This is a genomic window from Nostoc sp. UIC 10890, assembly GCF_054786515.1.
In genome coordinates this window covers 4,200,070-4,217,775 of sequence record NZ_JBSGKF010000001.1, presented here as the reverse complement: position 1 = coordinate 4,217,775, position 17,706 = coordinate 4,200,070, and the positions used below count along the sequence as shown (strand labels likewise).

General features: G+C 43.2%; 14 protein-coding genes and 1 tRNA gene. 7 read left to right on the top strand and 8 right to left on the bottom strand.

Annotated elements, in window-relative coordinates:
• Positions 1–34 precede the first annotated feature (34 nt).
• Positions 35–107, top strand: a tRNA-Val gene (locus ACWATR_RS17240).
• Positions 108–128: 21 nt separating this feature from the next.
• Here the strand turns inward: ACWATR_RS17240 and ACWATR_RS17235 are convergent.
• The 6 genes from ACWATR_RS17235 to ACWATR_RS17210 all read right to left on the bottom strand — a co-directional run bounded on the left by ACWATR_RS17235 (position 129) and on the right by ACWATR_RS17210 (position 7,847).
• A complete protein-coding gene (locus ACWATR_RS17235) occupies positions 129–2,873 on the bottom strand; it encodes a GAF domain-containing sensor histidine kinase (RefSeq protein ID WP_460334786.1) in 2,745 nt (914 codons plus the stop codon).
• 550 nt (positions 2,874–3,423) lie between these two features.
• Entirely contained in the window at positions 3,424–3,894 is a 471-nt protein-coding gene (locus tag ACWATR_RS17230) for an N-glycosidase (RefSeq protein WP_460334783.1), read from the bottom strand.
• Positions 3,895–4,556: 662 nt separating this feature from the next.
• Positions 4,557–5,009 (bottom strand): GNAT family N-acetyltransferase, encoded by a 453-nt coding sequence (locus ACWATR_RS17225; protein WP_460340473.1) that lies wholly within the window; start codon positions 5,007–5,009, stop codon positions 4,557–4,559.
• Positions 5,010–5,290: 281 nt separating this feature from the next.
• On the bottom strand, positions 5,291–5,917 hold the full coding sequence (gene mreD, locus ACWATR_RS17220; RefSeq protein ID WP_460334780.1) for a rod shape-determining protein MreD: 627 nt from the start codon (positions 5,915–5,917) through the stop codon (positions 5,291–5,293).
• 26 nt (positions 5,918–5,943) lie between these two features.
• Positions 5,944–6,738, bottom strand: a complete 795-nt coding sequence (gene mreC, locus ACWATR_RS17215) for a rod shape-determining protein MreC (protein ID WP_181927914.1) — start codon at positions 6,736–6,738, stop codon at positions 5,944–5,946.
• A gap of 101 nt (positions 6,739–6,839) precedes the next feature.
• Entirely contained in the window at positions 6,840–7,847 is a 1,008-nt protein-coding gene (locus ACWATR_RS17210; RefSeq protein ID WP_460334776.1) for a rod shape-determining protein, read from the bottom strand.
• Between the two features lie 372 nt (positions 7,848–8,219).
• On the opposite strand from ACWATR_RS17210, the gene ACWATR_RS17205 reads away from it, so the two are divergent.
• Positions 8,220–8,582: a single-stranded DNA-binding protein gene (locus tag ACWATR_RS17205; RefSeq protein WP_069071395.1), complete on the top strand. Its 363-nt coding sequence runs from the start codon at positions 8,220–8,222 to the stop codon at positions 8,580–8,582.
• Positions 8,583–8,642: 60 nt separating this feature from the next.
• Here ACWATR_RS17205 and ACWATR_RS17200 read toward each other — a convergent pair whose 3' ends face one another.
• The gene (locus ACWATR_RS17200; protein ID WP_460334773.1) at positions 8,643–9,383 is read right to left on the bottom strand and encodes an SIMPL domain-containing protein; all 741 of its coding nucleotides are present in this window, start codon (positions 9,381–9,383) and stop codon (positions 8,643–8,645) included.
• A gap of 29 nt (positions 9,384–9,412) precedes the next feature.
• Here ACWATR_RS17200 and ACWATR_RS17195 point away from each other — a divergent pair, with 29 nt between their 5' ends.
• The 5 genes from ACWATR_RS17195 to murI all read left to right on the top strand — a co-directional run bounded on the left by ACWATR_RS17195 (position 9,413) and on the right by murI (position 17,137).
• The gene (locus tag ACWATR_RS17195; RefSeq protein ID WP_460334770.1) at positions 9,413–9,628 is read left to right on the top strand and encodes a hypothetical protein; all 216 of its coding nucleotides are present in this window, start codon (positions 9,413–9,415) and stop codon (positions 9,626–9,628) included.
• Between the two features lie 140 nt (positions 9,629–9,768).
• Positions 9,769–11,247 (top strand): cation:proton antiporter, encoded by a 1,479-nt coding sequence (locus tag ACWATR_RS17190; RefSeq protein WP_460334767.1) that lies wholly within the window; start codon positions 9,769–9,771, stop codon positions 11,245–11,247.
• 673 nt (positions 11,248–11,920) lie between these two features.
• Positions 11,921–13,837, top strand: coding sequence for an N-acetylmuramoyl-L-alanine amidase (locus ACWATR_RS17185; protein WP_460334764.1), 1,917 nt, complete (start codon positions 11,921–11,923; stop codon positions 13,835–13,837).
• A 399-nt stretch (positions 13,838–14,236) separates the two neighbouring features.
• Positions 14,237–16,135, top strand: coding sequence for an N-acetylmuramoyl-L-alanine amidase (locus ACWATR_RS17180; protein ID WP_460334761.1), 1,899 nt, complete (start codon positions 14,237–14,239; stop codon positions 16,133–16,135).
• A gap of 129 nt (positions 16,136–16,264) precedes the next feature.
• Positions 16,265–17,137 (top strand): glutamate racemase, encoded by an 873-nt coding sequence (gene murI, locus ACWATR_RS17175; RefSeq protein ID WP_460334758.1) that lies wholly within the window; start codon positions 16,265–16,267, stop codon positions 17,135–17,137.
• Between the two features lie 60 nt (positions 17,138–17,197).
• On the opposite strand, the gene ACWATR_RS17170 is transcribed toward murI, so the two are convergent.
• On the bottom strand, positions 17,198–17,350 hold the full coding sequence (locus ACWATR_RS17170; RefSeq protein ID WP_190942287.1) for a hypothetical protein: 153 nt from the start codon (positions 17,348–17,350) through the stop codon (positions 17,198–17,200).
• Positions 17,351–17,706 lie beyond the last annotated feature (356 nt).

The following is a 17,706-nucleotide window of genomic DNA, read 5'->3' as shown; positions in this document are numbered from 1 at the left end:
ATGTTTTGCTATATTAATTAAGGATTAGTCAAAAGGGCGGTTAGCTCAGTTGGTAGAGCGCCTGCCTTACAAGCAGGATGTCATCAGTTCGAGTCTGGTACTGCCCATTAAGTAACATCAATCTACCTTCAGCCATGTATTTTGGCTGGGGGTTTGATAGGAATCTCAATCCAGAACTCTGTGCCTTTGCCAAGTTCTGAAAGGCACTCCATTATTCCCCCATGTTTTTCGACAATAATCTGATAGCTGATTGCTAGTCCTAAGCCTGTGCCCTTGCCCACAGGCTTAGTAGTGTAAAACGGATCAAAAACTCGCTTTTTCACCTCTTCAGTCATTCCGGGCCCATTGTCGCTAATACGAATCAACAGACGAGAGTTATCTGCTGAGACTTTAGTAGAAATCCGGATAGTGGGCATTCGGCATAGGTTCTTCTCTTTGTCGTCAGTCCCGATTGCCCATTCCCCAGTCCCCATTACCAGGGCATCTATGGCATTGCTGAAAATATTCATAAATACCTGATTCATTTGGCCCGCATAGCATTCCACTCGTGGGATGTTGCCATAGTCTTTGATTACCTCAATGCGTGGAGATTCAGCATTTCCTTTCAACCGATGTTGCAAAATTAATAAGGTATTGTTAATCCCTTCATGCAAGTCAGCCCGCTTATTTTCAGCCTCATCCAACCGAGAAAAATTGCGTAACGACAGCACTATTGAGCGGATGCGCTCGGTTCCCACTTGCATTGAGGTCATAATTTTTGGGAGGTCTTCTACCAAAAATTCAAAATCGATCGCTTCGATCGCAGCTAGGATTTCGCTATGGGGATGGGAATAGTGCCGCTGGTAAAGACTTAAAATTTCTAGCAGCTGTTCGGTGTAGTCACTGGCGTGGCACAGGTTCCCGTAGATAAAGTTAACAGGATTGTTGATTTCGTGAGCGATACCTGCTACCAACTGTCCTAAGCCGGACATTTTTTCGGTGTGAATTAATCTTGTCTGTGTTTCTTGGAGTTCATGTAGGGTATGCTCTAACTGGGCAGCTTGATTTCGGGCTTCAATTTCGGCATTAGAGGTTTGTTCGTAGAGTTGGGCTTGTTGAATGGCGATCGCAGCCTGATCTCCTAGCTGTTGTAATAAATCAATTTCTGCATCCTGCCAATTTCTGGGAGCCTCACATTCATGGGCAATTAGTAAGCCCCATAGTTCTATACCTATATTTATCGGAACTATTAAGTTTGCTTGCACTTGTAAACTCTGCAAGAACTCTCGATGACAATCACTCAAAGAAGCTGTTGAAACGTTGTTAATTGCCCGTACCCTGCCCTGGCAGTATAGACGCGTATACTCATCAGGAAAACATTCCGGTGGTGCATTCACTCCCAAAACTGACTGCCAATTACCATTAATCTCTTCCACAATCACCGATTTACTCTTCAGTTGTAAAATCAGCACCCGATCTGAATTTAGCAGGGGACGGACTTCCCGAACGATAGTTTGCAGGGTTGTCTGCAAATCTAATGTGCGGCGAATCTGTTCGGTGACTTGCTTCAGTAGTTTAGTAAGCAGTAATGATTTTTCGAGTTCAGCAGTTTGCTCTTGCACACGCACTTCTAAATTGGCATTCAGGGCTTGTACGTGTTTGTACATTTGCTGCTGCTGAATTGCCATTGAGAAATGATCGTATAAGGCTTGCGCCAATAACATATCTTCCGGCTTCCACTCAGGTGCTTGCCCCTTTTTTTGCTCTCGCCAAACCTCAAATGAAAGTTTGGGTAGCAGTTGTCGACGATTTTGTTCACATTGTCCGGCCCACAAGATTTCCGTTTCAAATTCAGAGCGAAAAATACTTAATACACCAATAAATTTTTCGCGGTAATGTAAGGGAATCACCATAAGTCCGCGAATTTCAGTAGAACGGAATGCTAAAGCCAAAACTCGCAAACGTGGTTCTTTATAGAGGTCAGGTGTTGTCCAAATATTACCTTGTTGAAACTCAGCCATCCAGTTTTGCCACATGGGATGCTGTTCGATAATACTGTTATCTAACTCGTAGGGAAGTGTCGGTTGATCGCCCCAGGTGTATAGTTCCCGACTCTCTTCAATATAAAGCCTGCCACCGACTCCATTGAAAGCAGTAATAACTTCTTCTAGCGCTCCTTGTAATTGGATTGTCGGTAGTTTATGTAATAGTGTGGTAACTCGGTTAATAGTGGCTTCTCGCTCTTGCTTGGCGTGAGCTTCAGTGAGTAGATTACTTTGAGCGATCGCGATCGCTACCTGGTCAGCAACTTGTTGCAATACTTTCAGTTCCCGCTTTAAAATCTTTCGCGGTTCACCGTGGTGAGATACCAATAATCCCCACAATTTAGGCTTTGCCGATTGTTCTTGTAGATCGGAATGTAAAATTGGCACTACCAACGATGACTGCACGCCCATTGCCTGTAAGTATTGAATATGGCATGGGTCTACTTGCCGATAATAGATATTAGTTTGTAGACGTTTGCCAGTTTCTTTTGACTGTAGAGGCGATAACCCTGTCTTACCATTAGCCACATCAACAATCACACGTTGCTGTGCTAACAGAAACATCTCTCTAGCTGCTTGTGGAATATCATGAACTGGAAAGCGTAACCCTAATAAAGATGGCAGACGCTGTTCATGGATAGATTCAGCAATGACTTCACCACTACCATCAGCATCAAAGCGATACACCTTTACCCGATCTGCACCCAAAAACAAACGCACTTCGCTAACAGTAGTTGTTAATATCTCTTGGAGGTTGAGCGATCGCCTGATCTGTTTTGTCATCCGGTGCAGTAAACTTTCTTGGTATAAGCTTTGCTGCGACTCGTTTGGTTTATCGGTAAATGTCATTGTCTATATACACTATGACTGAAGTATATTTTTTTATAATTGTCTCTGATCAGAATTTTCAACTTACAATGCTTTGATTCTCATCCCATTTCGCGACATATTTGCTAAAAATAGGTTGCTAGAGGTATACATCTGTTGCAAAGGTTTTTTAAATGGTATTAAAATATACTTTACGTGTATCAGCTATTTTGTTTTATACCGTAGATTTATAAAGTTATCTAGGAAAATCTCAAAGCATTTTAAATATCATTAAATACTTTCCAAACATCCTCATAAGTCTAAAATTGAGAAAATCTTATTCATAGACACCTATTAATTTTATATTCTTAATCATCAAACTATTTCAGTGATATCACCCAATTTGATTCCTTCAGAATCGCTTTGAAATAAAAATATTTTTTACCCCTTTTACTCATTAATTCAATTAATTAAGATTTTCAAAACAAATAACTCAATTATTGGCAACTTTTTATAATATTTTTGACTGGGGAATTTTACCATTCCCCGTTTAATTGCTGATTTTATGTTGAACGTAACTATCTTGATTAAATTATTCGTAAATTACCGTTAAAGATAGTAAATTACGAATTTCTTCACGCACACTCATGAGAGTTTTACCGAGATGATTTTGGCCGGCTTTATTAGCACCACAGCCCCAGAAAGAATCGGTTGGGGAGTTTTCAACCAAAATCTCATCACCTGTCTTCAGAAGAACTTCTCTAATATCAGCATGGGTGAGAAACTTTTTGAGTACAGCTTCTCGCATAATTTGAGTTTTGACTAAATCCCAGTCTCGACGGAGTTGGCGATCGCTACATCTTCCCAAAGCAGCAGCTTCTTCTGGTGTGGCGGCAGCATGGATGATAGGTATAATTACTGCATCCGTGCTGGCTACAAACTTTTGTGCTTGATAATAATGCTCAACCGTTGGCCAGTAAGTACCCTGGATGTGGATTCCGTGGGGAGAAAAGTTAGAAAAACAGCCATAAGGCTGCCAAACCTTATAAAAGTAAATGGTCATTTGAAAATTGCTCTTTTATATATCAACTTCAGGGTAACTGAAACTTTAGGTTTCAAAACCCTTCATATAGAAGGGTTAATAACATCAGGTCAGGGGAATTATTTTACACAATTCCTGGAACAACAGGTTTACCACTTTACTCATAAGCCTTAGAGGTTATTTGAAAAGTTTTGGGCGAATATAATTCGCTACTACACAAACGAAGTCCACAACCGTGGACTAATACAAAATCAAGGGTTTTTAACCTGTGTTCGTGTAGCGTTCCGCAAGGAAAGGCAGGTTTTGTCTGTGTAGCCGCGACTTCTAGTCGCCAGGGCAAGTAATAATTTAGACTTTTCAAACATCCCCTTAGAAAGGATGTGTTTACCACCTAGCAATTTTTTCACCCTGTTCACTGACGTTAGCTTTGAGTTTTGAGTGAGTCGCGGTAGTTAATCAATTCCTTGATCAGCTCGTTGACAGGAAGCATTACAGCTTCCATGCCGATCAAAACATATTGTCACAGGCTAGTTCAACAGAAATATGAACCACTCGGTTTTTCAAACAGTCCATTTCTTGACTATTTCAGAATAGTACCTATCCCTAACCTCCTGCTTGAAAGTGGCGCGGCTGGGGTTGCGTTTAATCCGTGTTGTCTCGCCAGCTAATCGTTTTTGCGATGTCTACGACGGGCTACATCTCAATACGCTTGTGTTAAGGAACGAAACCCAACAGTCGCTACTATTGTTATTAACTATATATGCACCAGCCCAAGGCCCAATCGCTTTATTTGGTAGTTCCTGCTGATGGATTTCCTGTTTGTAGAGTTGGAAACCTCTTGCTTGGTAATTTGCAAGTGCATGACCACTATCCAAACTGCACGTATGAACCCACACTCGCTTTCCGCCCATCGCCCAAGCTTTTTCTACACCAACACTCAGTAAATGTCCACCAATAGACTGCTCAATAAACTGTTGTAGTAGACCGAAGTAGGCAATCTCCACGTTGCCGATTGGTTGTGCTTCTAGCTCAACATAGCCTGCGGGTGTTCCTGAAAGATATGCCACCCAGGTTTGGATCTCTGGACGGTTTAGGTACTCTAACCAGCGTTCGTAGCTCCAGTTTAAACGGTTGATCCAATACCAGTCGCCACCTACACTTTAGTATAAAAAGCGATTTAACTCAGGGCATGGAATTTCAGCACGGTTAACAGTAAGCTTTGGATTGCTTGAAAAAGCAGGACGAAGCTGACTTGGCTCAAGCATTTCCAAGTACCGGATGATAACATCAACTAACATATAGGAATCCAGTTTGATTAGTGAAAAGATTTGAAAATAAAATCTCAACTGAATAAAATTTTCATTCTCAATAGTCCTTCAAAATTTCAGTCGGATTCCTATAGATTATTTTAAATAGTTCAAGACTGTTCCAATAATTTTATCCGCTGCCACCAACGATTCAGAGGATAATAAACTACAGGTGCCCATAAACTACTAAGAATGGCAGAGGCAAGAGCGACACGCTGGTAATATGTCCAAATATCTGTTACCTTGCGCTCATCGCCCATCAAAGTTAATTGCAACCCAAAGATAGTTTCTGCCAAAACTGCCATAATAAAGACAATTACAGCAATTGAAATAAAATCTTCTTCAATAAAACGCTGTTTCTGGAGCAGACTAGTTAAAATTCCCACTATACCTAAACTGAGGGCATGAGTAGGGTTAGGTGATGTCATTGAATCTTGAAGTAGCCCTAGAACTATACCTGCCAATGCTCCGGCAAACACCGTGCGCTTCACACTCCAAGCTACCACCCAAATTAACAGCCAGTTAGGGCCAATTCCCAATAATTCCATACCTGGGAACCGGGTTGGTAATAATAGTAAACATAACAGTACAGATCCAATCGTCACTATCCAACCCAACAGCTGACGTATGCCGGGATGCCAACGAGAAAGCGGCTGGATTTGGAATTTTGATTTTCGCTTTCGTTCTGACGATTTTGGCTTTTTCTGCCTGCTAACACCAAATGCAGGAATCTTCATTTTTCTATGGATTTTCAAGGAAGAATTTACTTAGACTTTTGCGGCACTTGATTTGCCGACTCTTGGTTTTCTGGCTTTGGATAAACAGCTACCCAATCGAGAGAGCGGATTGGCGGAAAAAGCTCTATTTTTGCCACTGATGCTGGGAGTTTCTTTAAATCCAGCGACTTGATTCGTCCTACTGCCAAGCCGGATGGAAATTTCTGACTATAAGTAGATGTAGAAACTAAATCCCCCACTTTCACATTTGGGACTTTTTCATAAAATTCCAGCACAGCTTCTGCAGAAGAATCTCCTCGTAAAACACCTTTAGCTGCCGTGCGGCTAATGGATACACCTACTTGACTCTTGAGGTCACTGATTAACAACACGCGACTAGTATTGGGAGTTACGCTTTCCACTAAACCCACCAAACCGCCATCGGCCTTGACTATGAAGCCTTCCTGAATCCCTGCATTCGCACCGCGATTCAGGGTAACTTGTTGCCACCACTGGTCAGCACTACGTCCTATCACCCGTGCAGGAATTGGCCGTGATGCCAGAGGCTCTTTTTCTACATAGCCTAATAAATCTTGTAGCTTTGTCTTTTGACTTTCCAAATCTACTATACGGGTTTGCAATTCTGATATCCGGGCATCTCTGAGACGTTCTTCTCGAGTGGGCCCTGACTGCAACATCTCTAACGGACGGGTAATTGCCTGGTAGGTCTCAAGCACCAATTCACCTTGAGTCTGTCGCAATATCCAAGCACTACCAACTACTAGAGCTAACAACCCGATTTGCAATCCTTTACGATCCCACCAACGCCGTATTGTCACCATATATACCTTTGTATACTTATATAAATTAAGTTCTACTTGGATTCTATTTATATAAAACCCAAATAGAACTCAAATAGAACTCAAGTCTGATATTTTTTTTGTTACATATTCCGAGAGCTTTCAGTGACAACTCGTTCCAACTGTTTAAAGTTTTCTAACACACGACCTGTTCCCAGCACAACACAGCTTAAAGGATCAGCTGCAATGTGGGTTACAATCCCTGTTTCATGGCTAATGAGGGTATCTATGCCTTTGAGCAAAGCACCGCCACCAGCTAACATAATACCTCTGTCAATGATGTCTGCTGCTAGTTCTGGAGGTGTGCGTTCCAGTGTCCGCTTTACAGCTTCTATAATTACTGATAGCGGTTCTAACATGCTTTCACGGATTTCTGGCCCTTTGATTGTTACAGTTCGTGGTAGACCAGAAAGCAGGTGTAAACCTCGGACTTCCATCATGGCGTCATTATCATCATTAGTCGGATAGGCAGAACCCATCCGAATCTTGATGTCCTCGGCAGTACGTTCACCAATAACTAAGTTATGAACCTTCTTAATATACTGAATGATCGCTTCAGTCAGTTCATCTCCAGCAATGCGTACTGATTCGCTGATCACTGTACCTTGAAGACTCAGCACTGCAACTTCTGTTGTCCCACCACCGATATCAATGATCATGTTGCCAGTTGCTTCGGCAACAGGTAGTCCTGCACCGATAGCCGCGGCTACAGGTTCATCAATTAAATACACTTTTCTTGCTCCTGCTTGGTGAGCTGCATCCATTACAGCTCGCCTTTCTACACCTGTGACACCACTGGGAATACCAATGACAATCCGGGGTAAAACTAAAGATTTACCTTCATTTACACGCTGAATAAAGCTTTTTAGCATCAGCTCGGCTATCTCAAAGTCAGCGATTACACCATCTCGCAAAGGGCGGAGGGCAATCACATTTCCAGGTGTGCGACCGAGCATTTTTTTGGCTTCTTCTCCGACTGCTAGTGCCACCTTTTCGTTGACATCGATAGCAACTACAGAAGGCTCTTGTAGTACAATACCTTTACCAGATACATAAACCAGGGTGTTAGCGGTACCGAGGTCGATACCCATATCCCATGATGTGCGAAAGTTCCTAAAAATGCCCACGCGTCTCTAAGCCCCCTATGTGCGATACTTTTTGACTACAACGGTCAGAGTTAATCGTGCCAGATTTGATTACGTTTGTATCCTGAGTTGAGTAAACTAGACTATATTTTTATATGATTCCCAGGAATATTTAGTATGTCTCAGGCATCTGTTTTTTGATATTCTCTGGTTAGCTTAGTATATCCGTATACTTTTATGTGTTTCTCCAAGTAGTGTGTATAATTTTTCAAGTCAACTATATTGTTAACTGTTTAACACATTATTTTCAAGTGTTTCACAATTCGCTATGATGGAAGTCGGAATTAATGAGTACACTTGTACTGAAAGGCAACACGTATGAGTATTAATATTGTCACTCTTGTCGGTCGTGTAGGCGGCGACCCTGATATAAAGTATTTTGAGTCTGGTAGTGTGAAGTGTAGATTGACACTAGCGGTAAAAAGACGATCGCGCAACAGCGATGAACCTGACTGGTTTACGTTGGAATTATGGGATAAGACGGCTGAGGTAGCAGGTAATTATGTCCGCAAGGGAAGTCTAATTGGCATCAAAGGTTCCTTAAAGTTTGACACATGGAGCGATCGCCAAACAGGAGCAAACCGTTCTACACCGATTATTAGAGTAGACCAACTAGATTTATTAGGCTCTAAGCGAGATGGAGAGGGCGGTACTGGAGATATGTCTTCAGAACATTTTTAATTGGGTATTGTTTATTAGTCCCTTGTCTTAAACAAAGGACTAATGACAAATGACTAATGACTAATAACTAATTTGTAATGTCACGGATGCTTCTACTTCCTGTTCACCACCAACAACAGGGGTGGAAGCATCAGCTAACTTTGCAGCCTCTGCGCGTAAAAACATGGGTGGCCGAGGTGGAGTAGCATTATTAACTTGAATGCTCACTATTTCTTTGGATTTAAAACCCAAAGCGCTGAAAACAGCATCAGCTTGCTGCTGGGCGTCTTGAGTAGCTTCTTTTAATGCTTGTTTTTGAGCAGCCGCGATCGCTTCATCATTCGCAACAAAACTAATACCGTTAATTTGTGTCGCACCTGCTTTTACTGCATCATCCAATAATGTCCCAGCTTGCTCAACAGGAATGCTAAAACTCACAGTGTTATTGGCAGCATAGCCTGTAATTCGCTGTACATTATCGGTGTAGCTATAAACTGGGTTGAGCCGGATACCAGTAGTTTGTAATTTTTCAACATTTTTGCTCTTGAGGAACGCAACTACAGCCGATGACCTGCGGGCGGCTTCTTGCTGTACCTCCTGTGCTGTTTTCCCCTGAATCTCCACTCCTAAACTGACTTGCGCCAGGGTTGTAGGAATTGTTTCTACTCCGCGACCACTAACACTAAGGGTTCGCCACAATTTATCTTTTTCTTGCGCCAACGCGGGCAGTGTCAAAGTTACACATACTAGCAAGGCTAAAGGCAGTATTTTCCACAAGTTTCCAGATGGAAACTGAGAACCAGTTAAAGCGGCTCTAGTCATAAGATTTGCACTCCTCAAAGTATCCACAGATGTTTTTAATAAACGCATGTAGCAATCTTCTGGTGGCCGTTGAGAGCCAACAGCTACCACAAGTTTTTCACAACTCAAGTGCGATCGCTAGATACGATTTGTATGTTCTTACTTTGACATTGCGATCGTCAAAAGCTGAAACGGTTACATTTTTTGAAACTAAAAAAATTACACTAGCTTTTTTAGAGATTTTGTTGTGGCGTATTGGCTGCTGAAACCTGAATCGGAAAGGTAGGGCTTGATTGATTTGACAAATGGCACAAATTAATTTACCTAAGCTGCAAATTGCATCTCCACAGATAGACGTTTTTCAGAAACGCGTCAAAATCAAAGAGAAGGATTTTCAGAGAACCTAATGCATTTGTTAGATCCAATCAACTTTTCTTTTCCTCTGCTGGCTAGCGCAACAGAAGTCGCAGACAGTTCAATGGTAGTAGCAGCAGTGCTACTAAGCTTAGTAGTCATTTATCTCGCCAGCAAAGTTGGTGGAGAGTTATCAAACCAAGTGGGTTTACCGCCTGTCTTAGGCGAACTCGTAGGTGGTGTGGTAGTTGGCATCTCTGTTTTCCACCTTTTGGTATTTCCAGAAGGCAGCACAGACAGTTCTAACTCTTTGATCATGTCCTTCCTTCAAACCACTGGTGGTTTAACGCCTGAAGCCACACCAGCGGTGTTTGCCGCTCAGTCTGAAGTCGTTTCCGTTTTAGCAGAATTGGGTGTAATCATTCTGCTGTTTGAAATCGGCTTGGAGTCGAACTTAAAAGACTTAATCGCAGTTGGTATCCAAGCTACTGTTGTAGCAATAGTGGGGGTAGTAGTACCCTTTACCGCTGGTACTGTGGGACTGATGACTTTATTTGGTATTAGTGCTGTCCCGGCAATTTTTGCAGGGGCGGCTTTGACTGCCACTAGTATTGGGATTACTTCCAAAGTGCTGTCAGAGTTGGGGCGACTCAATTCTAGAGAAGGGCAGATTATTTTGGGCGCTGCCGTAATTGACGATGTACTAGGAATCATCGTTTTAGCAGTAGTTGCCAGCCTCGCTAAAGATGGCGTGGTGGATGTCAGCAAAGTAATTTATTTGATTATCAGCGCCACTGGTTTTATTTTGGGAGCAATCCTACTAGGTAATGTTTTCAATAAGTCCTTTGTGGCGATCGCTGATAAACTCAAAACACGCGGTGGACTGGTAATACCAGCATTCATCTTCGCCTTTGCGATGGCATACCTTGCTGCCGTCATCCACTTAGAAGCAATTCTGGGAGCTTTTGCAGCGGGTTTAGTCCTAGAAGAAACAGATAAGCGCAAAGAATTGCAAAGGCAAGTCTGTCCCATTGCTGATATGTTAGTGCCAATTTTCTTTGTGACTGTTGGGGCAAAAACCGATTTGGGAGTGTTAAACCCAGCAATTCCCGATAATCGGGAAGGTCTAATTATGGCAACTTTCCTGATCATAGTAGCCATTCTCGGTAAAGTGATCACAGGTTTAAGCGTGTTTGGTCAACCAGGAATTAACCGTTTAGCGATCGGTGTGGGGATGATTCCCAGAGGGGAAGTTGGATTAGTGTTTGCTGGTGTCGGCGCAGCCAGTGGCGCTCTCTCAAAACCATTAGGGGCGGCAATTATCATGATGGTTATCTTGACAACCTTTTTAGCTCCTCCCTTATTACGATTTGTATTTCCAGACCCAAAAGCTGTGGCCGCAGGCTCAGAGCAACTAGTTTTAGACGGTTCTTCTGGGACTTCGTTGGTAATTGAACCACCTCAGTTAAAGGTGCCAGCATCAAATGATAGTGGCAATTCGGAAATAACTCCAGAATCTGGCGATCGTTAATCAAAGTCTTGGGTAAATTCTTACTGAGTTCTGAGTAATTTTCGCTCAGAACTCAGGACTCTGAATTCAGTACTATCACTGTGCTTTGAAGATGTTGCGATTGTGTAGTGGAAACTTCTCTCCTCAAATTTCCGTCCCGTGTGATTGTAGAATAATCGTCTGTTTATAATTTCTACCAGCATTCGGAATGTTATTTATTTCTAGTCTCCCTTGGCTTGTATGCCTTTATCTGAATATTTTCCAGGTAATTGGGGAGTAAACCCATAAATCTTGCTAAATCATCTGACAGTAATGGGAATTATTTACTTAGTGCATTGATGGCAAAAAACAAAAAACAGTTATCAGTGAACGGTTATCAATTATTTGTTTTCTAGCTTCCTTGGGAGTGACAATTCCTACCTCTAAAGGTGGAAGATTTCACATGGGGATTTAGACCCAATATGAAACCTGATAACTGATTTTAAGTGGTATTACAGAAGTTTTCAGTTATTTAGACCACAACTGAGACGGAGAGTAGTGATTGCTGTAGTTCTATTACTTGAAAAGCCCTCTAGTAGAAGCTTAAAAATCAAAAAAGGCATCATAGGTCAAGTTTAGGTGGTGACGATGTGATGATTTACCAATGAGTTGAGATATTGACGGCTCCCATGAACGTGAATTAGGAGAAAGGACTGTGAAATTACACTGGTTACTACCCAGCACTATTGGAACTATCTTCATGCTGTCGTCGCCAGCAATGGCTGCGAGACTTGAATCTTGGCGCTTTGATGCCAATCAAAACAGGCTGGAAATTAATACTGTGGGAGCAGTTCAACCCCAGGCACAACTAATTTTCAACCCGACTCGGCTGGTAATTGATTTGCCAGGAACCACATTTGGGCGTCCGCAGTTAACCCAACAGGTGGGTGGTGGAATTCGCTCAATTCGTGTTGGGCAGTTTGATACAGAAACAACACGCATAGTTGTCGAACTAACTCCTGGTTATACTTTAGACCCCAAACGAGTGCAATTTGTGGGTACAACTGGCGCTCGCTGGACGGTGCAATTACCTAAGCCAGAAATCGAGAGAGTAGCTTCATCTCCCACCACATCTCCGACCTCATCTCCCAGAAGTGCTTACACTGTTGTTACCCCAGACTCTGAGCCGCAACCTAGTATTTCAAGAGTTGCCACTACTACACGAGGGGCGACTCAAATTGAGAGCTTACAAGTAACAGGCGATGGGTTGTTCATCCGCACCAGTGGTAGTAATCCTCCGATTCAGATAATTCGCAGTCGCGATCGCGCTACCATCTTCATGGATATCTCTGGCGCATCTTTATCACCACGTCTGGCGCAGCAGAATAATATACCGGTCAACAAGCATGGTGTTAGCCGCGTCGAATTCACCCGACTACAAACCCAACCTCCTGGCGTTCGCCTGACTTTGCGGGTAGATAAAAATAGCCCAGACTGGCGAGCAAGTAATAGTAACGGCGGTGGTTTGGTAGTTCTGCCTAGTCGCGTTGTCAGATTGCCTGGAAGTAGTAATTCAAACAATCTATCGGACAATCAGTCACAACCACCTTCCTTACCTAGCAGACTATCTGCTAACAACTCTCCAGCAACAATTGAGTCTATACAACTGGCTGATAATGGCACACAACTGCTAATTAGAGCCGACCAAACTGTATCTGCTACGGGAGCCTGGGATAGAACTTCTGGTCTGTTCCGCGTCACAATTCCCAATGCCAAGTTAGCTCCTAGAGTTACAGGCCCTACTTTTGCTCCTAATAGCCCCATTCTCCGGGTACGCCTGCAACCACAAGAACCCAACACAGTCGTTGTCTTAGTTCAACCAGCAAGCGGAGTACAACTTGGACAACCCCAGCAAATCGGCGACCAGCTTTTAGCTCTACCAATACAAGGCTCTCGTCGAATTGTTACAATCCCTCCCAGAAGACCTCCTTTTGCTTTACCTCCGCTACCACCGCCAAACCGGGGGCCATTCCCAGACCCAAACAATCCCAATCCCCAACCCCCAACCCAACCACAGCGCCGAGTTACCAATGGACGAGTGGTAGTTCTCATTGACCCCGGACATGGTGGTAAAGACCCTGGTGCAGTAGGTCTTGGGGGACTACGCGAAAAGGATGTTATTTTGCCTCTTAGCAAAAGAATAGCTCAGGTCTTGCAGCAAAATGGCGTGCAAGTAGTTATGACAAGGGATTCTGACTATTTTGTTACCCTTCCAGGACGGGTGCAATTAGCAGAGAGAGCTAATGCTGATGTGTTTGTGAGTATTCATGCTAATGCAGTCGGCCCGGGTCGTTCGGATGTCAGCGGCTTGGAAACATATTATTACGACAGTGGTTTGGGTCTAGCCCGTACTGTCCATAACAGTATTCTCCAAAGTGTAAATGTCAGAGACAGGGGAGTGCGGCGAGCCAGATTTTTTGTTCTCCGAAAAAGTTCTATGCCTTCTATTCTCGTCGAAACAGGTTATTTGACCGGTCGAGATGATAACGCTAAACTCAGAAGCTCGGCTTACCAAAATCAAATGGCAGATGCGATCGCTCGTGGCATTCTTCAGTATCTAAAGAGAAGATAAGTAATTTAGTCGAAATTATTGAGTAAATACATCTAATCTTTACCATTTTTATCCAATTTAGTAGTAAAACAATTTAAGTATTCTTGCGGCGGGACAAGAGTAGCTTCTTTGTTATTGTCATCTGATGCTTTGCAAATCAACAGATTTTGGATTGGTATTACCCACAAAGGGCAAAAGCGCATAGCAGGACGTTAGTCCGGTATGAACCTAAAATAGGCAGTCAAATTTATATCGGCTAATGGCATGGCAAAATCAGAGGAGCGTGCTATATTTTACGCCATTAGCTAGCTGTGTCTTAATAACAGCGCAAAACTCAAGTGTGCGTGGTGACGGTGTGAGGATTTGCCAATATGTTGAGATGTTGACGGCTCCCATGAATGTGAATCAGGAGAAAAGACTGTGAAATTACGCTGGTTACTATCCAGTACTATTGGAACTATCTTCATGCTGTCGTCGCCGGCAATGGCCGCGAGACTTGAATCTTGGCGTTTTGATGCCAATCAAAACAAGCTGGAAATTAATACTTTAGGGGATGTTCAACCCCAAGCACAATTAATTTTTAACCCGACTCGGCTAGTAATTGATTTGCCAGGAACCACATTTGGGCGTCCGCAGCAAACCCAACAAGTGGGCGGTGGAATTCGCTCGATTCGTATTGGGCAGTTTGATACAGAGACAACGCGGATAGTCGTTGAAATCAGCCCTGGTTACACTTTAGACCCCAAAAAAGTACAATTTGTGGGTACAACTGGCGATCGCTGGACAGTGCAATTACCTACACCAGAAGCCGAAAATGTACCCTCAAGAAATACTGAGGGGCAACAAGAAGAAGTTATAGCCACAGACACCTCACCAAGAACATCTACACCAACCTTCTCCCCAAGAAATATTTACAATGTGGTGACAACCGGCCCTGTCAATTCACCTAGAAACAGAATGGTTGCCGCCAGGGTTACTGAAATTGAGAACTTACAAGTCACAGGCGATGGCTTTTTCATCCGTACCAATGGTGGTAATCCTCAGATTCAGGTAAATCGTAGCAATGATCAGAAGGCAATCAACATTGACATTGCTGGCGCAACTTTATCACCAAATCTAGAGCAACGCGATTTGTCAATTAATCGCTATGGTGTCAGTCGCATTCAATTCAGCCAACTAGAAACAAGCCCATCTGTTGTCCGCCTGACTTTAGAGGTAGGCGAAAATAGTCCTAATTGGCGAGCAACTACTAGCAGTGTTGGTGGTTTTGTAGTTCTCCCCAGTCGTGGCGTTGCTCAAGTGCCTGGAAGTAACAGTCCACGCCCTGTAGCACCTTCTAATAGCTCACCTGCTACCATTCAGTCTGTGGAACTGGCTAATAATGGTACACAACTGTTAATTAGAGCCGACCAAGCTTTATCTGCTATAGCCGGTTGGGATAGAACTTCTGGTCTGTATCGCATTTCCATCAACAATGCTCGGTTGGCTCCCAAAGTTACAGGCCCGACTTTTAATGCTAATAGCCCTATCCTGCGAGTCCGCCTGCAACCACAAGAATCTAATACTGTTACTGTCTTAGTTCAACCAGCAGCCGGAGTACAAATTGGGGAACTCAACCAGGTTAGCGATCAGCTTTTAGCTCTACAATTACAACGCTCTAATAGTAGTATCACACCGCCCATTACTTTACCTCCCCTACCATCGTCAAACCAAGGTCAATTCCCAAACCCCACAGATAATCCTCGTCCCACTTCTCAGCCACGCCCCTCGGTTCCCAGAGGAAAATTACTAGTAGTGATTGACCCAGGACACGGTGGCAAAGACTCAGGTGCTCCTGGTCTGGGTGGACTCTTAGAAAAGGATGTAGTCCTGCCTATTGGTAGAAGGGTAGCAGCAATTTTAGAGCAAAATGGTGTACAAGCGATACTCACGCGGGATGCTGACTTTTTCGTAGAACTTCAGGGACGGGTAAATATCGCCGAGCGAGTTAACGCGACTTTGTTTGTCAGCATTCACGCTAATTCGGTTGATGGTCGTCCAAGTGTGAATGGCTTAGAAGTCTATTATTACGAAAGTGGTTATGCTCTGGCTGAAGCAGTTCGCAATTCTATTCTCCAGAACATCGGTACTATCAAAGACCGAGGAACCCGCAAAGCTAGATTCTACGTTCTCAGGAAAAGCTCCATGCCTTCGATTTTAGTGGAAACAGGCTACATGAGTGGTTACGAGGATAACCCCAGGTTGGGAACACCAGAGTATCAAAATCGGATGGCAGAAGCGATCGCTAGTGGCATCCTAAAATACTTAAAGCAGAGGTAATATAGTACAAATTACTAATTAAAGAGGTGGTATTTAAACTTCTTTTATTTGCAGAATTTAGTGGTCAATTTGGAGATTGTCTGCTAAATTCTGTATTTTAAATCCCAAATCCTAAATTTATATCTGCCTGTGTATTCATCTTCCATTTTTGAAGGGAATCTTGACGATTTTTCTGATCAAGAACCCCAACGTGCCCCAATTGGCATCTTTGATAGTGGTGTGGGTGGGCTAACAGTATTGCGACAACTATATCGGCAACTCCCCAATGAATCAATTATTTATTTTGGGGATACAGCTAGACTTCCTTACGGAATTCGTTCACAAGCAGAAATCTTACGATTTACGCGTGAAATTATTACCTGGCTACAACAGCAGCAGGTAAAAATGGTGATTATGGCTTGCAACACCAGTTCTGCCCTAGCCTTAGAAACCGTGCGTCAAGAATTCAGCATACCCATTTTGGGAGTAATTTTACCGGGTGCAAGAGCTGCGGTGCAGCTAGGAAAGCGGATTGGTGTAATTGCCACTCCAGCCACGGCTAAGAGTAATGCTTATAAGCACGCCATACTCGAAATTGCTCCTGATGTCCAAGTCTGGCAAGTTGGATGTCCAGAGTTTGTACCACTGATTGAGCAAAATCGCATTCACGACCCTTACACTGCGGAAGTAGCACGAGCCTACTTAGAGCCTTTATTAGAGCAGGAAATTGATACCTTAGTCCACGGCTGTACCCATTATCCCCACCTTACACCAGTACTGCGATCGCTCCTCCCCTCTCAAGTCCAGTTAGTTGATCCAGCTGTTCATGTTGTGGCAGCTTGTGCCCAAGAGCTAGACTTACTAGGCTTAAAAAATACTCACTTACCACTACCAACTCGCTTTGCCGTCAGCGGTTGTCCGCAACAGTTTTCCCAGTCAGGAGTGCAGTGGCTAGGCTATACCCCAATGGTTGAAGAGGTTTGCTTCACTGATACCGCTATTTCCAAACTCCAATCAAACTAATTTGTCCTTAGTCCTTAGTCTTTTAATCAAAACAAATGACCAAGGACAAAGGACAAATGACTATTGACTATTAACTGATATCTCCTGCTTGTGTTTTCCCTCAGCAGATGAAGGGAAACTTGTAGGAACAGTTTTTGTACCTGTTCGCTTCGCCAGTGCTAATAACAGGTAGACTGTGAACAAATATCCAGACGCTAAAATAAAAATCATCATAGGTATACTTCCGTAAATCATTGTTCTACTAGCACCCTTCTAAACGAATATAAAATTCCATAAATTAGTAGAACCTCAGCCAATCAAGTGCATTCTTGATGGCTGTAGTTTCCTATGGTAAAATTACCTATAGAGATAAAATTCTCTACGGACAAAGAATTTATTGTCTGATGCGACTTTTTGCAGACCATAGATCCCACAGCAGTTAGTTTGCCGTTTAGCAATCTAAAACTACGATTCTCAGCGGTCTACTTGATCTGCTTTATTGCTGCTCAAACTGCTGTGACAAGAGCAATGCTTGCGCTCAACGTGCGCTGAAGACGTGTAGCAGCTTCCCATAGGGATATCACATAGCT